Genomic DNA, 23,234 nt, shown 5'->3' on the forward strand with positions numbered 1-23,234 from the left:
CCTTCCCACGCCGCTCCTGTCCCGCCCACCCGGAGTCGCCGATCCCCGCGGGGGCGTGTTGCCGCAGTACTTCGGTTCTGCACCGTGGACGGGGGTGAGATGTCCAGTGGCAGCCCTCCCGCAGCCACCGGCCCACCGTCCGCGGTGCAGAACCCGCGTCGATCCTCATCCCTCCTGAGGATCGATCACACCAACCGCTCGTCGGCGGAGCAGCGCATAGGCACTGATCACGCAGATGAGCAGGGAATACACGGCCCAGACGGGTCCGACGTCGCCGAATTCCGGTCCGTCCCCACGGGACCCGAGTGCGACCACGGCGGTGACCGCGACGAGCGCGATCGTTGGGCCGGTCCACCCCAGCACGCCCATCCGCACCGGGTGCTCGGCCTCGGACGAGTCGTCCGCGGCCGCTCCGGTGGTGGTGGCAGGTCCCCGCAAGGACGCGTGCAGAGCAGCGACGCCGCATGAGGCGGCGACGTTCAGTAGCAGCAGGCCCTGGCTGGAGGTTGTGGCGATGACCAGCGCGGTGAAGAAGATCGCGAAGATCAGGAGTACCGCCACGTCCATCAGGACCTGTCCCTACGGTCGAGCGTTGCCCCGGGCAACGCTGGCGGACGTGCGTACCTCGGCCGTGCTGCCCGCGCGGGCGGCGGCGAGTCTCCTCGCCGCCGCTCACGCGTGCGGTCAATCCCTGGCATGCAGGGCCCCCCTGATTGCCCTCGGATGACGTGCCCCCACCCCATCCATCCGTTGCATCGGGTGAGCAGGGGTGGTCGTTACACAGTTCGCCGCAAATGGGTAAAAACTGCGCAAAGTTGCTCAAGAGGCCCTTTTCCGCACGAGAAGGTTGTGCGCTAGGGCATTGCACCGTGTGAACACGGATGCTGATGGCACCAACAGCGGCTGTTTGCTAACTCAGCGCGTTCACTTCCGCGACGCCGGCCACCCGGACGCCCGTCGAGGCCTGCAGGGAGTCCCAGCCGAGGCGGGCGGCGCCGAGCAGGCCGGCGTTGTCGAGTTGAGCTGGTTCGACGGTCAGGTCGGTGACGAAGGGGAGTTGCGCGAGCCGCTTCACCCAGCGCTGGACCGGGTCGAAGAGCACCGGGCCGGCCTTGGCCACGCCGCCGCCGATCACCACGGTGGTCAGGTCGACGGTGACCGCGGTGGCAACGATGCCCGCGGCAAGCGCCTGGGCGCCGTCGTCGAACATCGCCAGCGCGATCTCGTCTCCGGCCGCCGCGTCGGCCGACAGGACGGCCGCATCCACGTCCTCGTGGGCCCGCCAGCCGCGTCGCTTCGCTCGGGCGACCATCCGGGGGCCGCTCGCGTAGGTCTCGACGCAGCCGTACGAACCACAGGCGCAGGGCTCGCCGTCGAGGTCGACCACCACGTGCCCGAGGTGGGCAGCGTTGCCCGACTGGCCGAGTAGCGGCTTGCCGTCGACGACGATGCCGGCGCCGACCCCGGTGGAGACGACGATGCCGAGCAGGGTGTCGACGTTGCGCCCGGCGCCGGTCCAGTACTCGCCGAGCGCGAAGCAGTGCCCGTCCACCCCGAGCGTCACCGGTACGTCGCCGACCAGCGTGCGGACCCGGTCCACCAGCGGGAAGTTCCGCCAGCCGGCGATGTTCACCGGCGAGACCAGGCCGTGCTGCTGGTCCAGCGGTCCGGCCGAGCCGATCCCGACCGCGGCGGGATGCAGGTCGCCCTGAACGCGCCCGACCAGCTCGGCCAGTGCGGCGAACACCTGGTCCGCGCCACCCCGCGGGGTGCGGATCAGGTCCTTGGTGAGGATCTCGCCGTCGGCGGACACGATCGCGGCGGCCATCTTGGTGCCGCCGATGTCGATGCCCAGAACGGTCGCTGCCTCGTCGCTCATGGTCCCCCGTCAGTGCCGGTGCAGATTGTCAGGTTGATTGCTGTCGCCCGGATGCTCGAGCCCGTGGACCAGCTGGACCCGCCCGTGCTGAGCGGCGTTCAGCCACCGCGCGAACGCCTCCAGTCGCGCGCTGTCCACCAACTCCGCGTGCCACCGCTCCACCGGTACGTCGGGGTCCGCCGGCGGCTCAACCCCGAGCACATCGGCCGCGTACTCCAACTGCGCCCGGCTGATGCCCACCTCCCGGCTGACCACCTCCGCCACCCGCCGTACCGCCTCGGAACCCGCCAGCGCCGCCGCGGTAATCGACCCGACAGCGATGGCCGTCGACACATCCAACGGCTTGTCAGCAGCCGTCGGTACTTCGTCTGCGCGCCGGCGGAGCTCGTCGATGCACAGCTGTTCGGTGATCACGACCTGGGCGACCCAGCGCGTCAGCTGGCGGCCCTCCCGGCTGTCCGCTCGTGGGAGCACACAGGCAGCGTCTCCCGCGCGCAGGGCCGCCAGCCGCTCGTCCAGCAGGTCCCGCGGGACAGGCTCGCCGTTGAGATACGCCAGTACGTCTGCGGGAGCATGCGGTGCGTGACCGTGTCCATGTCCGTGTCCATGGCCGACCTCCACGGCCGCCGTCACAGGATCTCCAGGCGGACTGTGGGCGCGTACTGGGCTCGGCCGAACCACATCACCTTGGGCAGGACCCACGCGTGCGCCGGAGTGGCGTCGGCCGGGGCGTGGACCGGCACCTCGATAGTGATCGACGACTTCGGCGGTACGACGACGCCGCGGACCGGTTCGGGGAGCCACGACCAGGTGCCGTACGGCGAGGCCAGCTGCAGCTCGGCGCGGATCTCGGAGGAGGCGTTGTTCGCGAAGGTGAGCCCCAGCGTCTCCTGAGTGCCTGGCGACAACCGCAGGTCCTGCGTGGACGGCGTCACCGTCAGCCCGGTACTCCGTCCAGGTTCTCCCTCGACAGCGCCGGATCCATGCTCCGGTGGCTCGGTCGGGGCGAAGCCGAACCCGAGCACGGCCGTCAGCTCAGGGCTCTCGCCGACGAACACCGTGACGACATCCTCCACCGCCTGTACTCCGGATCCGCCCGCGAGGTCGTCCGTGTTCGTGAGCACCTGCGCGCCGACGAAGTACTGACCTGGCTCGCAGTTCTCGGCGGGCGTGACGTTGACCAGGTAGCGGAGGTACCCGCCCGGCTCCAGCTCCAGCCGGCGATCCGCCTGGTCCGCGGTCCACCCGGCCGGCAGGTCGAGCGTCAGAGTCCCCGCGGCCACGGCATCGGCGTACTGGTTGGCGATGACCAGAGAGAGTTCGAAGGGCTTGCCGGCCGTCCGGGCGACTGTGGGGGAGACGGACAGGCTGACCGGCAGGAATCCCATCTGCGCCGGCCCACGGTTGTGCAGCCAGTACCGCGAGTACGACGGCTGCGCGATCTCCCCGGCCTGACCCAGTACTGCGGACTCCCGGTCGGCGGTGGCGTCGACATCGAGCACGAACGTATCCACCGCGGACCCGGCCAGCTCCACCACGAACTTGCCGTCGGCAACCTCCAGCGGCGCACCGCGCGACTCCAGCAGATCCGCATGGCATGCACCGGTGATCGGCACGGCCGAGGTGACTGTCGCCGATGCACCGAGACCGGTTGCCTCGATCAACCGCAAGGTCACTCCCTCACGGGGATCTACGGCACCACCCGAGCCGTGCGCGATCGGGTTGCCCGTGGGCTTCAGCGTCGACACCAGCACATCGCGCTCAGGCGAGACCTGCAGCAGGGAATGGGTCGAAGGCAACAACCCGTCGTGCGCCGTCGTGGTTGCCGCCAGCAACGGCGACGAGAACTCCTGGCCACGCGAGGGCAGCTGCAGGGCGCGCCAGTCGCCTTCGCCGGTCGTCAATGCGTAGCGGAACTCATGCGTCCAGTGCTGCAACTGGAACGACGACCCGTCCGGCGTCGCACGACGCGGGGGGTCGATCCAGATCCCCGACGGCCATCCCGTGCAGGACCGCAGCAGCGACGCGTGCAGCGCCCCGGTCGCGTCCACGGCGAATCCGGGCAGCCCGTAGGTCAGCAGCGCGACGGTCGCGTCGGTGAAGTCCTCGATCACGCCGTCCCCGTGCACGGTCGCGCGGATCCGGGCGCTGCCCAGGTCCGCGATCGCCGCCGCGACGGCTGCCCCATCGGCCAGGACGAGCGCGGAGATCGCCCGCACATCCCGCACGTCGGCGTTCGGCTGCCACACCTCGGCCAGCGCGGTCTTCGCGGGCACGAACACCGGCCCGCCCGCCGGCAACGCCCCGAACTCGGAGGCCAGCGCGTCGGTCAGACCACTCGAGCCGACCAGGATCCGCAGGTCCGGCAGGTTAGAGTCCACCTTCAGCGATCCGTACCGCGAGCCGCCCGCCAGCGAGGTCGTCGCCGTCACGCCGACCCGGGCCAGCGCGACCACGAGGTCCCGCACGGACGCAGGCTCGGTGTCATCCGGTACGACGATCTCGGCGACCGCCAGCGGCCGGGTCCCGACCGAGTTGCCGGCGGCGTCGACCACGTCGATCCGTGCGGTGGCTCCGAGCCCGAACCAGGTGTTCGCCGGGTTGTCGAGCGTCCACGGCGCCCGCTCGCTGTCCACATCGATCAGGCCGAACCCGCGCCCGACGACGGCACCAGCGACCTCGCTCAACGGCAGTGCACCCGGCACGTCGGCGGGGAACTTCACCCGGACCAACCGGTCCGACTGCGAGTGGTCGAGGATCCGGGTCGCGAACTCGATCCGGTCGAGCCCGGTGTAGGCGGTGGTCACCGATTCGTAGGCGATCCCGTCCACCTCACCGCGGCTGACGACGCGGCTGCCGAGCGGTCCGGACTGGGTGAACACCTTGGCCGGCGCCTCCGACGAGCCCACTACGGGTCCCGACGGGGTCAGGTGCCAGGGGCCCTCACCGAAGCGAGGGTGGTCCGGGTACTCCTCGTAGACGCGCAACTCGTTGCCGAGTCCCTTGAGCACCTGGCGTCCGGTCCGCTTGTCGACGATCGCGCTGACCGCGCCACCGCGGGTGGGGTCGACGGTGACCTGGAAGAACTCGTTCTCGACGGAATCGGCCGCCGAGTCCACGCCGACAGCCGCGCCCCACGACCCCGCAGTACCGGTGGCCAGTTGGTAGGTGCGCCAGCCGAGGGACGGGACATCCTTCGCCAGGAAGGTGAGCTTGGACCCTTCCAGCACCGACTGCACGAGCTGTCCGGAGGCGTCGAGCACCGAAGCGCTGTCGTCGCCTTCCGGCAGGGTGACGGTGACAAGGTCTGTGCGGGTGAAGGACAGCGTGTTCGTGACGACGACCGCGCGGGAACCGAAGGCGCTCGTGTCGATGCGGGCGGCGAAGGCCTCCAGCGAGGCCGAGCGCGCCGCGTCAGACAGGTCGTGCGCCTCGCGCCAGCCGGTGACCAGGTCGATGTAGACCTGGTCGGACTCCGAGCCGGTGATGGCGTCGTGGTGCGCGCCGTACGCGAGCTGCCGCCACACCTTGTCCAGCGACGCTTCCGCGAACCGGCCGAGCCCGAGCAGTTCGGCGTACGTGCCCAGCTTCTCGGCGTCGACGGCGGCGACCTCGGCAGCACGCTGGGCCTGCTTGGTGTCGATGTACGAGACGTCCTTGCCGGTGTAGATCGGGTTCATGTCCCGCGACTGCGGCGACGGCTTGCGGCCGGTCTCGTCGAGCTCGGCGCGGACCCGGTCCATGAAGTGCTTGGTAGTCCCACACTCGAACTTCGGCCAGGCATAGCGGGAGGCCCAGTCGTGGTGCACGGCGGTGATCCAGTTGTTCGGCGGCGTGTAGTCGCCACCCACCGGCAGCAGCGTGTTCTTGGTCGCCGCCACCGTCTTCAGCGTCGCGAACAGCTGGTACGCCGTCTCGCCGGCCGCCTCGACGCTCGGGGCGTTCTGCAGCTCCCAGCCCGGGCCATAGTGGTCCGGCATGTAGTGCGTGAGCACACCGTCGCCGCTGGGGCTGATCCACTCGAACTCGCTGTGGAACTGCATCACCGCGGCCGTGCCGGACTTGGGGTCGCTCCAGGCCTGCCGCAGCGGCCCCCACTGGTGGAACGGCCCGCGCGCCCAGGCGCTCCCGGTCAGCCCGGCCTTGGCCAGGTACCCGGGGAACTGCGGGTCGTGGCCGAACACGTCCAGCTGCCAGGCGTTCTGCGGGTCACCGCCGAGGATGTCCCGCTGGTAGCCGACGCCGTACACGATGTTGCGGATGGTGGTCTCGGCGCCGGTCAGGTTCGTGTTCGGCTCGTTGTAGGTGCCGCCGATGATCTCGACCCGGCCCTCGGCGATCAGCCGGCGCAGTACGGCGCGGTTCTCGGGGAAGGTGTCGAAGTACGGCTTGAGGTAGTCCAGCTCCGCCAGCACGAAGCAGTACGCCGGGTCGCGCAGCGCGAGCTTCAGGTGCGCGTCCACCAGGCTGAAGGCGTTGTGGGTGTACACCGGCCGGGTGGTGCCGTCCGGCCCCTGCAGATCCCAGCTGGTCGTGTACGCCGCCTGTGTGTTCCACCAGACCGGGTCGTAGTGGAAGTGCGACACCATCACCATCGTCCATCCGGGCTCGGCGATCACCACGGTGCCGCTGTCGCTCGCGAGCGTCTGCTGGTCCGCGCCGACCACGGTGACCGTCGCATCCACAGCCTGCCCGTACTGCGCTCGCAGCGCGGGGGACACCTCCAGCGGCACCTCCAGCAGGGTCGAGCCGTCGCCGGCCGGCAGCTCCGCGGTACCGGTGACGCCGTCGCCTGAGACGTGCACGGCCAGTCCGCCGTCGGTCGTGGCGCGGTCGAGTTCCACGCGCAGGATCTGGCGTGGGTCGTCGTCGCTGCCGACGAAGAGTTCGGGCGAGGAGACGCGGGTGATCAGCACAGTCACAGTGGTTGAACTCCGTCGGAGGCGGCCAGGGTCGAGAGACAACGTTATCCGTAACCGGCCGATCCAGCGAGGGGTCAATCGTGAACAAACCGCGAGATCCGCAGGTGAGCGGCCCTGATTTGCCAGGACAATGCCTGACAACGATGGCCTCAGGAGCTCTCGCGGGCGGTGACTTCTTTGCTCTCAGTGACCACCTCGCGGCAAAACGAACCGCCACCCGGCAGGCAGCCGGGTGGCGGTTGGGGTGGTGCTGAACAGTGCTGGACGGTGCTGGGCCAGACCTGGTTGAGCCCGGGGGAGCCGGCCTCGACCACGAACGAGGCGCGGGTGACGACCAGGCACGCGTCCGGTAGATCTTCATTACTGGCGCGCGGAGGTCCGGTCGGGAGAGGGTGTGCGGATGAGCGACCAACTGGACCGTGACGCCGCCGGCGCGCTGATCGTCGGCTTCACCGGAACCACCGCCCCGGACGACCTGCGACGAGCCGTCGCGGCCGGGCTCGGTGCCGTCATCCTGTTCACCCGCAACGTCTCCGACGCCGACCAGGTCGCCGCGCTGACCGCGTCGCTGCGGGCGGAACGGCCCGACCTGCTGATCGCGATCGACCACGAGGGCGGCGAGTTCAGCCACCTCGCGCCGGCCAACCCCTGGCCGCTCGCCTCGCCGCGGTCGCTCGGCGAGCTCGACGACGTCGACCTGACCCGGTCGTCCGCCCGGGACGCCGCCGCCACGCTGGCCTCCCTCGGCATCGACCTGATGCTCGCGCCCTCGGTCGACGTGAACAGCAACCCGGCGAACCCGATCATCTCCACCCGCTCCTTCGGCACCACCGCCGCCACCGTCTCCCGCCACGGCGTCGCGTTCGTCGAAGGCGTCCACGAAGCCGGTATCGCCGCCTGCCCGAAGCACTTCCCGGGTCATGGCGACGTCGCCGTCGACTCGCACCTCGCGCTGCCGCGGGTAGACCGCTCGATCGAGCAGGTGACCGCGGTCGAGCTCGCGCCGTTCAAGGCCACGATCGACGCCGGCGCCGACGTGATCATGAGCGCGCACATCATCTTCTCCGCGTACGACGACCAGCCGGCCACGCTGTCCCGCCGGATCCTGCACGGTCTGCTCCGCGAGGAACTCGGGTTCACCGGCGTGATCACCACCGACGCGCTCGAGATGCAGGCGATCACCGCGACCCGGTCGATCGAGCACGCCACTGTCGCGTCGATCCGGGCCGGCGCCGACCTGGCGATGATCGCGATCGGTGAGGCGGACCCGCGCGCCCTGACCGCCGGCCTGGTCGAGGCCGTCGGCAACGGATCCCTCGACGCGTCACGGCTCTCGGACGCGGCCGGACGAGTCCGCTCGCTCGCCGCGTCGCTGGCCGGGCGGGACCGGAAGCCCGGGTACGACGGCGCCCCGATCCGCGAGGTCGCCGCCCGCACCGTGGACCGCCAGGAGTTCCCCGGCCTCGGCGGCTCGCCGTACATCGTGGATCTGACGCAGGGGCTGCACCCGGCCTGGAACCCGTACTTCAGCGGCCTCCCGGAGGTCTTCGCCAAGGTCGCGCCGGGCTCGGCCGGCGTCGTACTGCGCAGCGAGGACGCCGCCGGTCTGTCCGAGGCGCAGGCCGCCGCCATCGGCCGCCCGCTGATCGTCGCCGTCCAGGACGCGGTCCGTACTCCGTGGATGCGCGCCGCGCTGCAGGAACTCCTGGAGAGCCACGAGGGTGACGTGTTCGTGCTGTGCACCGGGATTCCGGAGGACCGGGCGATCGTGCCCGCCGACGTTCCGACCGCGGTCACCTACGGCCGCAACCTCGTCGTGCTGGAGGCGATCGCGCAGGTCCTGACCCGGGTGCCCTGACGACCGGCGCAGCGCCGGCGCAGGATCCTATATCCTATTGCGCAGCCCTGTCCCTCAGCTGAGGAGTGCGCGATGGCGATCCAACCGTGGTTCGGCGAGGCCAAGCTCGGCATCTTCATCCACTACGGCATCTACGCGGTGAGCGGGATCCCCGAGTCCTGGGCGTTCTTCAACGGCCAGATCAGCCACGAGGACTACATGTTGCAGCTCGACGGCTTCACCGCGGCCAAGTTCGACGCGGACGCCTGGGCCGAGCTCTTCGAGGCGGCCGGTGCCCGGTACGCAGTACTGACCTCGAAGCATCACGACGGGGTCGCGCTGTACGACACCGCGGCGAACGACCTGTCCACGGTCAAGGCCACGCCCGCCCGGCGCGACATCGTCACGGAGTACGTCGACGCGATCCGCCGGCGCGGGTTGAAGGCCGGGCTCTACTTCAGCCACCTCGACTGGTCGCACCCGGACTACGCGTCGATCCGGCCCGCCGGGATGCCCGCCGAGGAACGCGGCAACCCGTACGCCGTACCGGCGGCGGGGGAGGAGGACCCGGCGGCGTGGGAGCGGTTCCTGGCGTTCCACCGGGCTCAGCTGACCGAGATCATGGACCGGTTCGCGCCGGACCTGCTGTGGTTCGACGGCGACTGGGAGCGGGATCCAGAGCAGTGGCGGATGGACGAGGTCCGCGCGCTGATCGAGGCGAAGTTGCCGGCGGCGGTGATCAACGGGCGGATGCGCGGCGGGTTCGGCGACTACTCGACGCCCGAGCAGGGGGTGCCGATCGTGCCGCCGGACGGGCCGTGGGAACTGTGCGTCACGATCAACGAGTCGTGGGGGTACCAGCACAACGATCACGCCTACAAGTCCGTCCGCCAGCTGGTGCGGTTGTTCGCCGAGACGATCGGTGGCGGCGGCAACCTTCTGCTCGACGTCGGCCCGCGCGAGGACGGCACGATCCCCGAGGAGCAGGTAGAGCGGCTGCGGGAGCTCGGCGACTGGATCCGCCGCCACGAGCCTGCCATCTACGGCAGCACCCGCGGCCTGCCGCTGGGCGCCTTCTACGGCGCTTCCACGGTCTCGGCCGATCGCAGGAAGCTTTATCTGTTCGTGTTCGACCGTCCCAACGACTACGTCGTCGTCCGCGGCCTGCAGAACAAAGTGCTCAGCGCAACGATGCTCGGCTCTGGCGTGACACTGCGCACCCAGCGGCAGGGCGGCCACGCCGGCCTGCCTGGCTGGGAATACCTCTACGTCGACTCCGACACCGCTCTCGACCGCGACTGCACGGTGATCGAGCTGGAGCTGGACGGCGAACTGGAACTCTTCGAGCACTACACCCGGGACTGATCCGCGTCGGCAGGGTTTAACAGGGTTTAACCTGCTGTAGATGAGCGAACTTGACCTGGCGAAGATCACTCTGCGGCCGATGGAGCTCGGCGACTGGCCGCGGATCCACGAGTGGGCTTCGCAACCCGTTGCCTCCCGCTACCAACCGTGGGGTCCGAACAGCGAGCAGGAGACCGAGGCGTTCGTCGCCGCGGCGATCGCGGCCTGGGGGAGCGAGCCGCAACTGCGGTACCCGTGGGTGGCGACCGAGCCGGAGCTCGGCGTGCTCGGCATCGGTGAGCTGAACATCCGCAACGCCCGCTGGCGGCACGGCGAGATCAGCTACTCGGTGCACCACGGGTTCTGGGGCCAGGGCATCGCCGGCGAGATCGCGCGACTGCTGTGCGCGATCGGTTTCGAGGTCCTCGGGCTCGAGCGGGTGGAGGCGACCTGCGACCCCCGCAACGGCGCGTCGGCAGCGGTGCTCAAGCGAATCGGCATGACCTACGAGGGCACCCTCCGCCGGACCGTGCTGATCCGCGAAGGCTGGCGGGACTCCGCCATGCATAGCCTGATCCGCCCCGACTGGAGGCGGCCGGCCCCTACAGCCGAACCCCGCTGGTCCCTTGGCTGAGGGGCGACGTCATGCCCGGCGAGCTCGCAGCTGCAGGTCGAGAGCGTGCTCCTCCACGTAGTTCAGGGCGCGGCGGACAGCGCCGACCGACACGATCGCATCACCGAGCGACGAGGCCGCGACTCGAGGAGGCGTCGCCGTGAAGCCTGCGAGTTGCTCCGAGATGCTGGGCAGCAAGGACTTGGCCGCTTCGGCGACGGCACCGCCGATCACAACCAGTTCGGGGTTGAAGAGGATGGCGAGCGTTGCCACCACCCGTGCCGTCCGGGTGGTCACCTCGTCGAGGATGCCCAGGGCAACTTGATCGCCGGAGGCCGCCGCGGCGAAGACCAGCTCGGCCGTCACCGGCTTGTCTCCCGCCAGGGCGCGAAGACTGGTCTGTACGACGGGGTCCGCGACCGCCTTGGCTCCTCGTTCGCGAGCGGTGCGGGCGATTCCGGCGGTGTCGCCGACGCCTTCCACCATCTTCAGGTAGACCATCTCGCCGGCGCCGCCGCGGCTTCCGTGCAGCAGCCGGCCCGAGTCCATCAGGCCGGAACCGAAACGCTCACCGGCGAGCAGTACCACCAGGTCGTCCACTTCGCGCGCCTGGCCGCGCCACCGTTCACCCAGGGCGGCGAGGTTGGCGTCGTTCTCCAGTAGGACGGGCCAGCCGTGTAGCTCACTCAGCCTGGCCGTCAGCCCCGCGTCGAACCGGCGCCAGAACTCGTCGTCGACCAGGATGTTGCCGTCCCGGTCGACCGGCGCCGCGATCCCGACAGCGGCCGCCAGCACCTCCTGGTCCGACACTCCGGCCGCGGCGAGTGTCTCGAGGACGGCCTGGTTCACCACCTCGGTCTGCTCGGTGGGCGTCCTCACCTCGGCGAACGAGCGCCCGGCCTTGGCCACGGTGTCGCCGCGCAGGTCCGCGAGCAGCACGGTGGTCTTGGCCGCGCCGACGTCGATGCCGAGCACGTAGCCCGCCTGGCTGTTGAACTCGAACCGGCGGGAGGGCCGCCCGACCGGCGTACCGGGGGCGTCGTGGCCGGGGTCGAGCTCCACCACCCAGCCCATCGCGATCAGGTCGTTGCAGACAGCGTGCACGGTCGCCCGGGTGAGTCCGGTGGCCTCGATCAGGCCGGTTCCTGTCATCACCCCGGCGGTCGAGAGCACGCCCAGCAGCTTGCTCGCGTTGACCCTGCGGAGCAGCGGCGGCGTGGCCGCCGGCGTCGTCGCCATATTCCCCCTTGACCTCGTCGCGGAGCCCCGCGCACAATACTGCAGAATCTAAATTTAGAATCTATATAAATCAAGCGGCAACGTCGCCGGAACGAGCTGGAAACACCGCTGCCCCGCAGCCGTCCGAACACCCTCTTGGACCACTTTCAGAACCGAGTGAGGCACTCTTGACCAGCACCGACACCCAGGTGACCCGTGCAGGCGACTCGATCGACGCCGACTGGTGGCGCCAAGCCGTCGTCTACCAGATCTACCCCCGCAGCTTCGCCGACTCCAACGGTGACGGCGTGGGCGATCTGCCGGGCATCATCAGCCGTGTTCCGTACCTGACCTCGCTGGGCATCGACGCCGTCTGGCTGAGCCCGTTCTACCCGTCCGCGCTGGCCGACGGCGGCTACGACGTGGACGACTACCGCGACGTGGACCCGCGGCTGGGCACCCTGGCCGACTTCGACGACCTGGTCGCCGCACTGCACGAGGCCGGGATCAAGCTGATCGTCGACATCGTGCCGAACCACACCTCGAACCTGCACGAATGGTTCCAGGAGGCGCTCGCCGCGCCGAAGGGATCGCCGGCCCGCGACCGGTACGTGTTCCGCGACGGCACCGGCCCGGACGGCTCGGAGCCGCCCTCGGACTGGGATTCGGTCTTCGGTGGTTCCGCCTGGGCGCGGACCGAGGACGGCCAGTGGTACCTGCACCTCTTCGCCGCCGAGCAGCCCGACCTCAACTGGGACAACTCCGAGGTCCGCGACGACTTCCTGACCACCCTGCGCTTCTGGTCCGACCGTGGCGTGGACGGGTTCCGGGTGGACGTGGCGCACGCCCTGATGAAGGATCTGAGCGACCCGCTGCCCTCCAAGACCACGCTGCCCCGGCAGTCGGAGTCGAACGGCGCGCACCCGCTCTGGGACCGCGACGACGTGCACGAGATCTACACCCAGTGGCGCAAGGTCCTGAACGAGTACGATCCGCCCCGGTCCGCCGTGGCCGAAGCCTTCGTGCCGGCTACCCGCAGGGCTCGTTACGCGAGCGCTGAGGGCCTCGGGCAGGCGTTCAACTTCGACCTGCTGCAGGCCGACTGGGACTTCGACAAGTTCCGCGCGGTGATCGAGGAGAACCTCGCGCTGGCCGAGCTGAACGGCTCCTCCTCGACCTGGGTGTTCTCCAACCACGACGTGGTCCGCCACGCGACGCGGTACGGGCTGCCGAAGGATCCGGAGGGCGCCTGGCAGGACGGCAAGGCCTGGCTGCTGAGCAACGGCACCGAGCCGACGGTCGACGTGGCGCAAGGCCTCCGGCGTGCCCGCGCCGCGGTGCTGCTGATGCTGGCGCTGCCGGGCTCGGCGTACCTGTACCAAGGCGAGGAGCTCGGTCTGCAGGAGGTCGGCGAACTGCCGGCGGCAAGTCTCCAGGACCCGGCGTACTTCCGGTCGAAGGGTGCCGAGAAGGGCCGGGACGGCTGCCGCGTGCCGCTGCCCTGGACGATCGGCGGGCTGTCCTTCGGCTTCGGCTCGGGCGGCTCACACCTGCTGCAGCCGACCTGGTTCGGCGGCTACTCGGTGCAGGCACAGGAGGGCGATCCGGCCTCGACGCTCAGCCTGTACCGCAAGGCCCTCGCCGTACGCCGCGGTCTGCAGACGAGCCAGTCGCTGGAGTGGGTGGACGGCGTCGAGTGGGCTCTCCACTTCACCCGGCCCGGCGGCTGGCAGTCGGTCACCAACTTCGGCGCCGCCCCGATCGAGCTCCCGGATGGCGCTGTCGTTTTGTCCAGCGGCCCCCTCGAAGGCGACAAGCTCCCGTCGGACACGACCGCCTGGCTGATCTGATCTCCAGTACTGCGAGACGCACCGCCGGCGCCGCTGGCGGTGCGTCTCGCGCCTCTACTACCTGCCCCCCAGGTAGCTTCCATCCGCTCCCAGGTGCTTCCACCTGTTTGGCGGATGAAAGCAGTTGTTGTCTTTGGTTCTGTGGGTGTGCGGCAGGATGGGGCTGTGGAGCCGACTCTGGGTGATGTTGTTGGGGTGTTGGATCGGTTGTACGACCCCGCATGGGCGGAGAGTTGGGATGCTGTCGGGCTGGTGACTGGCGAGCTGGATGCGCCGGTGCAGAGGATCTTGTTCGCGGTGGATCCGATGCGGGTGGTTGTCGACGAGGCCATCGCGGGCGGTTTCGATCTGCTTGTCACGCATCACCCGCTGTTGCTGCGCGGAGTGAACAGCGTCGCGGCGACCACGCCCAAGGGCAAGGTGATCCATGACTTGATCCGGGCCGGTACCGCGCTGCACGTGTGCCACACCAACGCGGACAACGCGAACCCCGGTGTGAGCGACGCCCTCGCGGCCGCGCTCGGGCTGACGGGTACGACGCCGCTGAAGGCGATGCCGGCCGCGCCGATGGACAAGATCGTCGTCTACGTGCCGATCGATGAGACCCAGGCGATGATCGACGCCCTCGCCGACGCGGGTGCGGGGCGGATCGGCGACTACGACCGGGCCGCCTGGAGCAGCACCGGCGAAGGCACCTTCCGCCCGCTCGACGGCGCGAACCCCACGATCGGCCGACACGGCGAGATCGAGCGGGTGCCGGAGAGCCGGGTCGAGATGGTGATGCCCCGGAGCCGCCGTCGCGCCGTCGTCGCCGCACTCAAGGCGGCGCACTCCTACGAGGAGCCCGCATTCGACGTGTTCGAGACGGCCTCGCTGCCGAGCGACCTCGGCGGCGGCCGGATCGGAGTACTGGCTGAGCCGGTGAAGCTCAGGGATTTCGCCGCCCTGGTGGAGAAGGCGCTGCCGCGGACGGAGCACGGAGTACGGGTGTCTGGCGACCTGGAGCGGACGGTCGAGCGGGTGGCGGTGGTCGGGGGAGCGGGGGACTCGGAGTTCGACCGGGTCCGCGCGGCCGGCGTCGACGCCTACGTGACGGCCGACCTGCGGCACCACCCCGCGACCGAGGCCCGCGCCTACGACAAGGGGCCGGCGCTGGTCGATGTCGCGCACTGGGCCAGCGAATGGCCGTGGCTGCGGGACGCGGAACGACTCCTGAAGGTGGGGTTGGCAGAGCAGGGCAGTACCGTGGACACTCACATCTCGACGCTCTGCACCGACGCCTGGACCCTGCGGCTCTGACGGCCCGGTCGACAGTGCAAAGCTGACAACTGAACGCGCTACTGAGTGGTGAGTCTCGCCTATGGCTTCAGCGCTGGCGGTGCCCGGGCGGGCACCTCGCGGCGTTGGAGAAGAAGCCACGATGGAAATGCATCGAGGCTCCTTCTCCGCCTTGCGATGCACCCACCCGGACACCGCCATCACCAAATCCATAGGCAAGACTCACCACTAGGAGCCGACTCTGAACGCCGAGCCCGCCGTCCAACGCCGGTTGCTGGACCTGCAGGATCTCGACCTGCAGCTGGATCAGGTCGCCCACAAGCGCAAGTCGCTGCCCGAGCACGCGGCGCTCGCCGAGCTGGCGACGGAGAAGTCTGTCGTCGACCGGGAGCTCGTCACCGCGGACACCGAGGTGAGCGATCTGCAGCGTGAGCAGAAGAAGGCCGACAGCGACGTCGACCAGGTCCGGCAGCGCAAGGCGCGCAACCAGCAGCGGCTCGACTCCGGGCAGATCACCTCGCCGCGCGACCTGGAGAACCTGCAGCACGAGATCGGCTCGCTGGACCGGCGGATCTCCGACCTGGAGGACGCTGAGCTCGAGGTGATGGAGCGGCTCGAGGCCGCCGAAGCCACGCAGGCCGACCTGCGGACCCGGGCCGACGCCTTCGCCGGCCGCCAGGCCGAGCTCGAGGGCACCCGGGACGCCGCGCTCAAGGAGCTCGACGAGCAGCGCGCGAGCCTCGGCGACCAGCGCGCCACCGTCGCCGCGGAGATCCCCGAGGACCTGATCGCGATGTACCAGCGGCTCCGCGAGCGCAACGGCGGCATCGGCGCCGCGCCGCTGGTCGGCAAGCGCTGCATGGGGTGCCGGATGGAGCTCGCCCCGTCCGACCTGACCAGGTTCAAGGCCGCGGCCCCCGACGCCGTACTGCGGTGCGAGGAGTGCGGGCGGATCCTGGTCCGCACCGCGGAGAGCAGCGTATGAGCCAGGGCCCGTCCCACGTCATCGTCGAGGCCGACGGTGGATCCCGCGGCAATCCGGGGCCGGCTTCGTACGGCGCGCTCGTGCGCGACCCGTCGACCGGTGAGGTGATCGTCCAGAAGGGCGTCACGATCGGCGTCGCGACGAACAACGTGGCGGAGTACAGCGGGTTGATCGCGGGACTCGAGCTGGCCCGGGAGTATGCGCCGGACGCCTCGATCGAGGTCCGGATGGACTCCAAGCTGGTGATCGAGCAGATGGCCGGGCGCTGGAAGATCAAGCACCCGGACATGAAGCCGCTCGCGATCAAGGCGCAGAGCCTGGCGCCGTTCGGCACCGAGTGGACCTGGGTGCCGCGCGAGCAGAACTCGGCCGCCGACGCGCTGGCGAACATGGCGCTCGACGGGAAGCCGGTTCCGCTCCGCCCTAGCGAGGCCCCCGCTGCTCCGGGGGCCGGTGCCGGTGCCGCGGTCGCCAAGGGGCCGTCGGATCAGCAGAAGGCCATGCAGGGTTGGGGTGCTCAGACCGAGCCGCCGACCCAGCTGATCTTCCTGCGGCACGGCGAGACCCCGCACACCGTGGACAAGCGGTTCTCCGGATCGGGTGGCGACGACCCGGGGCTGAGCCCGACCGGCGAGGCGCAGGCGCAGGCGGCCGCGCGGTACCTGTCGACCATCGGCGGGATCGACGCGGTGGTGTCGTCGCCGATGCGGCGCACTCAGCAGACGGCCGCTGTGGTGGCGGAGTCGCTCGGCCTCGACGTGAAGCTGGAGAAGGGCTGGGTGGAGTGCTCGTTCGGCGACTGGGACGGACACACCTTCGCCGAGGTGCAGCAGAAGTGGCCGGACGCGCTGAACGAGTGGATGGCGTCGACCTCGGTCGCGCCGCCCGGCGGTGAGTCGTTCGACACGTGCGCCCGGCGGGCTCGCTCGGCCCGCGACGGCCTGCTCGCGGCGTACCCGGGCAAGACGGTCTTGGTGGTCACCCACGTGACACCGATCAAGTTGATGGTGCGATCGGTGCTGCAGGCCCCGATGACGTCGCTGTTCCGGATGGAACTGCGGCCCGCGAGCATCACCGAGATCCACTGGTACGCCGACGGCCTCGCGTCGATGAAGTCCTTCAACCTCCAACCATCGCTACTCTGAGGGCCTGACCCCGCACAACGAGGTGCGGGGCGGAGGGACGGAGTGGTCGCGTGCCGTTGCAAAGGGTGCATTTCGCCGAAGAGGTGCCGGAGGTGTTCCGCGCGTCGCTGCAGGCGATCCGGCGCGAGCTCGAGGTGCCGGCCGAGTTCCCGGCCGAGGTGGTCGAGGCCGCCCTGGCCGCGGCGGCGAACCCGCGGCTGCCGGAGCTCGACCGGACCGACCTGGAGTTCGTCACCATCGATCCGCCGGACTCGATGGACCTCGACCAGGCGTTGTACATCGAGCGCGCCGGCGACGGCTACACCGTGTACTACGCGATCGCGGACGTCGCCGCCTTCGTCCAGCCGGGTGACCCGATCGACGTCGAGGCCCGCAAGCGCGGCGAGACCCTCTACGCGCCGGACAAGCGCACGCCCCTGCACCCGCCGGAGTTGTCCGAAGGCGCCGCCTCGCTGCTGCCCGACGAGGTCCGGCCCGCGCTGCTCTGGACCATCGCGGTGGACGCCACGGGTGAAGGCACGGACGTCTCCTGCAAGCGTGCGCTGGTGAAGTCGCGCGCCAAGCTGAACTACGCCGGCGTGCAGCGGGACCTGGACGCCGGTACCGCGTCGGAGTCGTTGCAGTTGCTCCGCGAGGTCGGCAAGCTCCGCGAGCAGCGCGAACTCGAGCGCGGCGGCGTCAACCTGCCGATCCCGGACCAGGAGATCATCGCCGCGAACGGCGACTGGACGCTGGAGTTCCGCGCGCCGCTGCCGGTGGAGGGCTGGAACGCGCAGATCTCGCTGCTCACCGGGATGGGCGCCGCGCACCTGATGATGTACGGCGAGATCGGCATCCTCCGGACGCTGCCCGAGTCCCACGACGACCTGCGCCGCAAGCTGGAGAACACCGCGAAGGCCCTCGGCATCGGCTGGTCTGTCGGCACGTCGTACGCGGCGTTCATCCACGGGCTCGACCCGAAGGTGCCCGCGCACGCGGCGATGCTCGCGGCCTGCACGGTGCTCTTCCGCGGCGCCGGCTACACCTCGTTCTCGGGTGGGGTGCCCGAGCAGCCGGAGCACGCCGCGATGAAGTCGGAGTACGCGCATGTCACCGCGCCGCTGCGGCGGCTGGTGGACCGCTGGACCGGCGAGATCTGCGTGGCGCTGTGCGCGGACGCCGAGGTACCGCAGTGGATCCGCGAGTCGCTCGACGAGATCCCCAAGATCATGGACGAGTGCGACCGCAAGGCGCACGCGTACGAACGGTCGATCGTCAGCATGGTCGAGGCCGGCCTGGTCGCGGACCACGTCGGCTCGAGCTTCGACGGCGTGATCACGGATGTCGACGAGCGCGACCCCACTCGCGGCATCGTCGCGCTGACCACGCTCGCGATCGAGGGCCGGGTGACAGGCTCGGCCGCGCTGCCGCTCGGTCAGCCGGTCAGGGTGAAGCTCGTCGAGGCCGACATCGCGAAGCGCACGATCGCCTTCGAACTAGTGAGCTAAGTACTCGTTCACGGCTGCAGTCGTCCGCTTGACGTCGCCAGTCGCGAGCAAGTCGAGCAACGCACCCCGCAGTACAGCCAGTACTGCGGTACGCCGTGCTTGCTGCGTCTGGGCGGTTCCACTGCCGGTCTGGGCTGTCTTGAGGAGCTCCAGCCAGTCGTCGACGGTCGAGCGGGCGAAGTCCGTCCACGGGCCGTCAGGTGCCACCAGGGATCGCCCGTAGGCCTCGACCCAGAGCTTCATCAGTGGGCGGCGTTCCTCCGCGGCCAGCCACGTCCACAGTTCCCGGGCGATCACGTCGAGCCCGGGCGGTTCGTCGTACCGGTCGGTGATGCGCTCCAGCAGGTCCAGTTCGTCGCTGCGGGCGCGCGCCAGCAACGCCCGGATCAGCCCGTCCTTGCTGCCGAAGAGGAACAGCAGCACCCGCGGGCTCGACCCGATCGCGGCTGCGAGGGGACGCAGCGAGAGATCGGCCAGCCCGTGCGTCAGCGAGTACGCGTAGGCGAGCTCGAGCAACTCCGTCTCGCGCGCGGACGGGGCTGGTTTCGTGGTGGACACCCGACTAGTATCTCCTACTGAAACAGTCGTGTCAGTAGATCGGGTGATGGCTGTGATGGATGTGACGGCAGTGGAGATCAGAAGGCTCGGCCGGCCGGGGGATCTCGGCTGGGTGGTCCAGGCGCACGGCGAGCTGTATGCCGCGGAGTACGGGTGGGGTGAGGCGTTCGAGTCGCTGGTGGCGCGGATCGTCGCCGACTACGCGAGCGACCACGACCCGGAGTCGGAGGCGGCCTGGATCGCCGAGCAGGACGGCGAACGCGTCGGTTGCGTCTTCTGCGTCGGTGGTCCCGACGAGGGGACAGCCAAGCTCCGGTTGCTGCTGCTCCATCCGGACGGGCGTGGTCAGGGCCTGGGCGGGCGACTGGTCGACACCTGCCTGGAGTTCGCCCGCTCGGCCGGTTACAAGCGGATGGTGCTCTGGACCAACGACCCGCTCGTCGCCGCCCGGCACATCTACCTGGCCCGCGGCTTCAAACTGACCGGCTCCGAGCCGCACGACCTGTTCGGCGAGGAAGTGCTCAGTCAGACCTACGAGGTAGACCTGACCAGGTAATGCAGAGCAGTAGAACCGGGCGTCACCGCCACGCGCTCTACGTGCCGTCTCACTGCACATCACGTTGGGCCAGGACTACCTGCCCAACCGGGTAGGCACTGCCAGTGGTGTGACTCTGGGGTCTCGCGGTCAGCGTCGGCGGACTCACCGCACCGGCGCTGGCAGCCCTGGCCCAGGCGACCTCGCTGCAACTGGTCCTGGCTGTTCTGGCCGCGCTTCCTGACCTCGCTTGGCTGCTCACCCGTGCGCTGACAGATCCGTCCTGAGGGGATGTCGAGAAGGTCCGACCGGCTCCGACGTCACGGTGATCTGTTGCCGACCGAGGAGACGTCGATGAACCTGCCCGAGGTGGTTTCGGCCGAGAGGTGGCTGGTCGCCCGGAAGAAGTTCCTGGCGGAGGAGAAGGAGTTCACCAAGCGCCGGGACGCGCTGAACGCGAACCGCCGGCGGCTGCCGATGGTGAAGGTGGAGAAGGACTATGTGTTCGAGGGGCCGGCGGGACAGGTGCGTCTGATCGACCTGTTCGAGGACCGCCTGCAACTGGTCGTCTACCACTTCATGTTCCAGCCGGAGTGGGACGCGGGCTGCCCGAACTGCTCGGGGTTCGCGGACGAGATCGGGCACCTGGACTCCCTCAACGCCCGGGGGACCACCTTCGCCGCGGTGTCGCGCGCGCCGTACGAGAAGATCGCCGCGTTCAAGCAGCGGATGGGGTGGAAGTTCCCGTGGTACTCGTCGTACGGGAGCGACTTCAACTTCGACTTCCACGTGACCCTGGACGAGTCGGTGCTGCCGGTCGAGTACAACTACCGGACGAAGGCCGAGTGGGACCAGGTGCCGAACAACGAGCATGTGCAGGGCGGGCAACCGTTCGACCTGCACGGCCTGAGTTGCTTCCTGCGGGTGGCGGACGACGTTCACCACACCTACTCCACCTACGGCCGGGGCACGGACTCGATGGGCTTCACCACCAACGCCCTCGACCTCACCGCCTTGGGCCGCCAGGAACCGTGGGAAGAACCCGCGGGCCGCACCACCGGTCTGGGCGCCAAGGCCGGCGACCCCTCCATCACCCACCGCGAGACCGACGACCACTGCCACTGAGACTGTCACCAGCCGGGGTGCGGCCGAGCCCCAGAGCCGCGCCCGGCTGGGGGTGAGTGAACGGGCCGGTCATGTAAGCCGGATTCTGTCGGTGGCGATCATCTATCTACGGTGCCCGTTGCCGGACACCTCTAGCGGCCTACCCGCGAGCTCGGGCGGGCAGCCCTCGAACGCTCGCGCGGACGACGGTTGCCCGCCGTCCTTCTTGGCCTTGCTCCACGTGGGGTTTACCGAGCCTCCGCAGTCACCTGCGGAGCTGGTGGTCTCTTACACCACCGTTTCACCCTCACCCGCACCTGGATGAACCACGGGGTTCATCCAGGCCGCTGGCGGTCTGTTCTCTGTGGCACTGTCCCGCGGGTTACCCCGGGTGGGCGTTACCCACCACGTTGCCCTGTGGAGTCCGGACTTTCCTCGGCGCCCACCGTCTCCGGTGAACAACGCGATCGCCCGACCGACCCGTTCAGCTTCAGGATAGGGCCTGAGCGGTGACATCGGGCCATCGGCCGTCCGTGCCCCGCTCGTACGGCCGTACGTCGACCACCGCGTCCAGGTTGAGCGGGCCGTAGATGTGCGGGAACGACATCCCGATCCCGTCCAGGTCCTCGTCGCACAACGCGGAGACCAGCCGCTCCGTGTCGATCACCAGCAGGCACAGCGGTTCGGCGACATCGGCGTACACGAAGTTCGCCACCAGGCTGACCTGCTCCGGCCGGGACGCATGAATGAAGGTCGCCCCGTCGTCCAGGCTCTTCCCTCGCGTGGACATCCGGTAGCTGCCCGCCCGGTGCGCCGCTTCCCACTGCTCCACAAAGGCAATATGCAAAATCAACGCCATGCCCCGACACTAACGGTGCAACAGTTGGCCGCCCGGCAGCGCCGCTCAACAAGAGCCCCAATTGCGGGTCCTGTCCTTCGGTACGCCGCCGCACAACCCACCAGCGTGCAGCCCACCACCGGGCAGCCCGCCAATCCGGAGGTCAGACGCGGAGCAGGAGGTAGGCGGAGATGATCGATCCGACGACCGCACCGCCGTAGCAGAACAGGATGATCGGGACGCTGAACCTCTTGAGCTGCAGGCCGTCGTAGAGGGTGTACCGGAACCGATGCGCCCAGTGGAACAACGCCAGGGCGCACAGTCCGAACAGGACCAACCTGGTGATGGGATTCCGCAGTACTGCGAGCAGGTGCGCGTGGTCGGGCGGGGTCAGCCAGTCCAACGGGAACGCGACGCCGAACAGGAACAGGAGGACGGGGACGAACAGGGCGGCGATCATGCCGCCGGCGCTGAACAGCAGCCAGAGGAACGGCTCGGGCGCGGGCGGTCGGCGGGTCGTCATCGGAGGATCACCCAGGCGACGACAGCTGACAGCACCAGCCAGGCCGCGTAATGCGCCACCGCGACCAGGCGAGGTGGCACGCGGCGCCCGCGCATGCGCACCACGATCGCTTTCGGCGCCAGGCCGAACCAGGTCACCGAGTGCAGCAGCACGAACAGCAGCGCGATCACGTTGATGGCGACCACCCACCAGTGCCCACTCCGGTCGAGGAAGCGCTCGTACTCAGCGCTGCCGCCGCTGACCGCGTTGATCAGCAGCAGGAGGTACACGACGAACCAGGCAATGAACACGCTGCTGAGCTCGCGGAGTACGAACACGAGGTAGGAGCGACGCTCGAGCCACCAGAAGATGGGGATCGGCCGGTGATACAAGCTCATCGTGCGCCCCGGGGCAGGAGGAAGTTCTTGACCGCCTGGGTGGCCGCGGTGAGTTTGTAGCGCTGGATCGCGGCGGCCGGGTCGACGTCCTTCGGGCAGGCGGCGCTGCACTCGCCGACGAAGGTGCAGGCCCAGATCCCTTCCGGAGAGGTCAGTACGTCGTCACGGTCCGCGGCGCCCTCGTCCCGGGAGTCGAGGTTGTACCGCTGGGCCAGCGCGATCGCCGCCGGGCCGACGAACGAGGGGTCGAGGGCATAGACCGGGCAGGCCGAGTAGCACAGCATGCAGTTGATGCACATGCTGAACTGCTTGTACTCGTCCAGTTCCTCGGGCGTCTGCAGGTACTCGCCTTCCTCGACCGGACTGTCCACGTCGCGGATCATCCACGGTTTGACGGTCGGCAGCTTCTCCATGAAGTCGCCGATGTCGACGACGAGGTCGCGGACCACCGGGAAGTTGCGCAACGGCTCGACCCGCACCGGACCGGGCGCGTAGTCAGTGAGGAAGGTGGCGCAGGTCAGCTGGGGGTCGCCGTTCACGGTCATGCCGCAACTGCCGCAGATGCCCATCCGGCACGACCACCGGAAGGAGAGCGTGCCGTCCAGGTGGTCCTTGATGTAGGTGAGACCGTCGAGGATGGCCCAGTGCTCGCGCAGTGGCACCTGGTAGGACTGCATCACCGGTTCGGTGTCCAGCCCCGGCCGGTAGCGTGCGACCTCGAGGGTGATCTGGTCGGCCATG

20 protein-coding genes and 1 other RNA gene are annotated in these 23,234 nt (G+C 69.4%); 10 read left to right on the forward strand and 11 right to left on the reverse strand.

All coding sequences use genetic code 11. From position 1 onward, the window contains the following. Positions 1–165: 165 nt before the first annotated feature. The 4 genes from EV648_RS35330 to EV648_RS35345 form a co-directional block, all read right to left on the reverse strand. Positions 166–567, reverse strand: coding sequence for a hypothetical protein (locus EV648_RS35330; protein ID WP_132299600.1), 402 nt, complete (start codon positions 565–567; stop codon positions 166–168). Positions 568–910: 343 nt separating this feature from the next. Next, the gene (locus tag EV648_RS35335; protein ID WP_132299602.1) at positions 911–1,879 is read right to left on the reverse strand and encodes an ROK family protein; all 969 of its coding nucleotides are present in this window, start codon (positions 1,877–1,879) and stop codon (positions 911–913) included. Positions 1,880–1,888: 9 nt separating this feature from the next. Further along, positions 1,889–2,512 carry a hypothetical protein gene (locus EV648_RS35340; RefSeq protein ID WP_241995921.1) on the reverse strand — a complete coding sequence of 208 codons (624 nt, stop codon included), beginning with the start codon at positions 2,510–2,512 and terminating at the stop codon, positions 1,889–1,891. Continuing rightward, positions 2,509–6,801 (reverse strand): NEW3 domain-containing protein, encoded by a 4,293-nt coding sequence (locus EV648_RS35345; protein ID WP_132299604.1) that lies wholly within the window; start codon positions 6,799–6,801, stop codon positions 2,509–2,511. Before EV648_RS35345 ends, EV648_RS35340 begins: the two co-directional genes overlap by 4 nt. Positions 6,802–7,201: 400 nt before the next feature. Here EV648_RS35345 and nagZ point away from each other — a divergent pair, with 400 nt between their 5' ends. From nagZ to EV648_RS35360, 3 genes are all read left to right on the forward strand, one after another. After that, positions 7,202–8,659 carry a beta-N-acetylhexosaminidase gene (nagZ, locus tag EV648_RS35350; RefSeq protein WP_132299606.1) on the forward strand — a complete coding sequence of 486 codons (1,458 nt, stop codon included), beginning with the start codon at positions 7,202–7,204 and terminating at the stop codon, positions 8,657–8,659. Between the two features lie 72 nt (positions 8,660–8,731). Beyond that, positions 8,732–10,003, forward strand: a complete 1,272-nt coding sequence (locus EV648_RS35355) for an alpha-L-fucosidase (RefSeq protein ID WP_132299608.1) — start codon at positions 8,732–8,734, stop codon at positions 10,001–10,003. Positions 10,004–10,043: 40 nt separating this feature from the next. Then, complete coding sequence (locus EV648_RS35360) at positions 10,044–10,616, forward strand: GNAT family N-acetyltransferase (protein ID WP_132299610.1); 573 nt, start codon at positions 10,044–10,046, stop codon at positions 10,614–10,616. A 9-nt stretch (positions 10,617–10,625) separates the two neighbouring features. Here the strand turns inward: EV648_RS35360 and EV648_RS35365 are convergent, their stop codons facing one another. Next, positions 10,626–11,834, reverse strand: coding sequence for an ROK family protein (locus EV648_RS35365; RefSeq protein WP_132299612.1), 1,209 nt, complete (start codon positions 11,832–11,834; stop codon positions 10,626–10,628). A gap of 167 nt (positions 11,835–12,001) precedes the next feature. Between EV648_RS35365 and EV648_RS35370 the strand changes: the two genes are divergently transcribed. The 5 genes from EV648_RS35370 (at position 12,002) to EV648_RS35390 (ending at position 18,558) form a co-directional block, all read left to right on the forward strand. Next, on the forward strand, positions 12,002–13,663 hold the full coding sequence (locus EV648_RS35370) for a glycoside hydrolase family 13 protein (protein WP_132299614.1): 1,662 nt from the start codon (positions 12,002–12,004) through the stop codon (positions 13,661–13,663). Positions 13,664–13,777: 114 nt separating this feature from the next. Next, entirely contained in the window at positions 13,778–14,962 is a 1,185-nt protein-coding gene (locus EV648_RS35375) for a Nif3-like dinuclear metal center hexameric protein (RefSeq protein WP_132299616.1), read from the forward strand. Positions 14,963–15,212: 250 nt separating this feature from the next. Further along, positions 15,213–15,926: a zinc ribbon domain-containing protein gene (locus EV648_RS35380; protein ID WP_199234994.1), complete on the forward strand. Its 714-nt coding sequence runs from the start codon at positions 15,213–15,215 to the stop codon at positions 15,924–15,926. Then, positions 15,923–17,071, forward strand: coding sequence for a bifunctional RNase H/acid phosphatase (locus tag EV648_RS35385; protein WP_132299620.1), 1,149 nt, complete (start codon positions 15,923–15,925; stop codon positions 17,069–17,071). Before EV648_RS35380 ends, EV648_RS35385 begins: the two co-directional genes overlap by 4 nt. Before the next feature lie 50 nt (positions 17,072–17,121). Then, a complete protein-coding gene (locus EV648_RS35390; protein ID WP_132299622.1) occupies positions 17,122–18,558 on the forward strand; it encodes an RNB domain-containing ribonuclease in 1,437 nt (478 codons plus the stop codon). On the opposite strand, the gene EV648_RS35395 is transcribed toward EV648_RS35390, so the two are convergent. Further along, positions 18,547–19,116 (reverse strand): TetR/AcrR family transcriptional regulator, encoded by a 570-nt coding sequence (locus EV648_RS35395; RefSeq protein WP_132299624.1) that lies wholly within the window; start codon positions 19,114–19,116, stop codon positions 18,547–18,549. The two genes, EV648_RS35390 and EV648_RS35395, sit on opposite strands and share 12 nt — an antisense overlap. Before the next feature lie 28 nt (positions 19,117–19,144). On the opposite strand from EV648_RS35395, the gene EV648_RS35400 reads away from it, so the two are divergent. Together EV648_RS35400 and EV648_RS35410 are read left to right on the forward strand one after the other, a co-directional pair. Beyond that, positions 19,145–19,672, forward strand: coding sequence for a GNAT family N-acetyltransferase (locus EV648_RS35400; RefSeq protein ID WP_241995922.1), 528 nt, complete (start codon positions 19,145–19,147; stop codon positions 19,670–19,672). A 333-nt stretch (positions 19,673–20,005) separates the two neighbouring features. Then, complete coding sequence (locus EV648_RS35410) at positions 20,006–20,776, forward strand: DUF899 domain-containing protein (protein WP_132299626.1); 771 nt, start codon at positions 20,006–20,008, stop codon at positions 20,774–20,776. Positions 20,777–20,833: 57 nt separating this feature from the next. Here the strand turns inward: EV648_RS35410 and rnpB are convergent. From rnpB to EV648_RS35435, 5 genes are all read right to left on the reverse strand, one after another. Next, positions 20,834–21,238: RNase P RNA component class A (gene rnpB, locus EV648_RS35415), an RNA gene on the reverse strand. Between the two features lie 7 nt (positions 21,239–21,245). Further along, positions 21,246–21,614, reverse strand: a complete 369-nt coding sequence (locus EV648_RS35420; RefSeq protein WP_132299628.1) for a DUF952 domain-containing protein — start codon at positions 21,612–21,614, stop codon at positions 21,246–21,248. Between the two features lie 142 nt (positions 21,615–21,756). Continuing rightward, on the reverse strand, positions 21,757–22,116 hold the full coding sequence (frdD, locus tag EV648_RS35425) for a fumarate reductase subunit FrdD (protein ID WP_132299630.1): 360 nt from the start codon (positions 22,114–22,116) through the stop codon (positions 21,757–21,759). Further along, entirely contained in the window at positions 22,113–22,493 is a 381-nt protein-coding gene (locus EV648_RS35430; protein ID WP_132299632.1) for a fumarate reductase subunit C, read from the reverse strand. Before EV648_RS35430 ends, frdD begins: the two co-directional genes overlap by 4 nt. Beyond that, positions 22,490–23,233, reverse strand: a complete 744-nt coding sequence (locus EV648_RS35435) for a succinate dehydrogenase/fumarate reductase iron-sulfur subunit (protein ID WP_132299634.1) — start codon at positions 23,231–23,233, stop codon at positions 22,490–22,492. Before EV648_RS35435 ends, EV648_RS35430 begins: the two co-directional genes overlap by 4 nt. Between the last annotated feature and the right edge of the window lies 1 nt (position 23,234).

The organism is Kribbella sp. VKM Ac-2568, assembly GCF_004345365.1.
Taxonomy (GTDB): Bacteria; Actinomycetota; Actinomycetes; order Propionibacteriales; family Kribbellaceae; genus Kribbella; species Kribbella orskensis.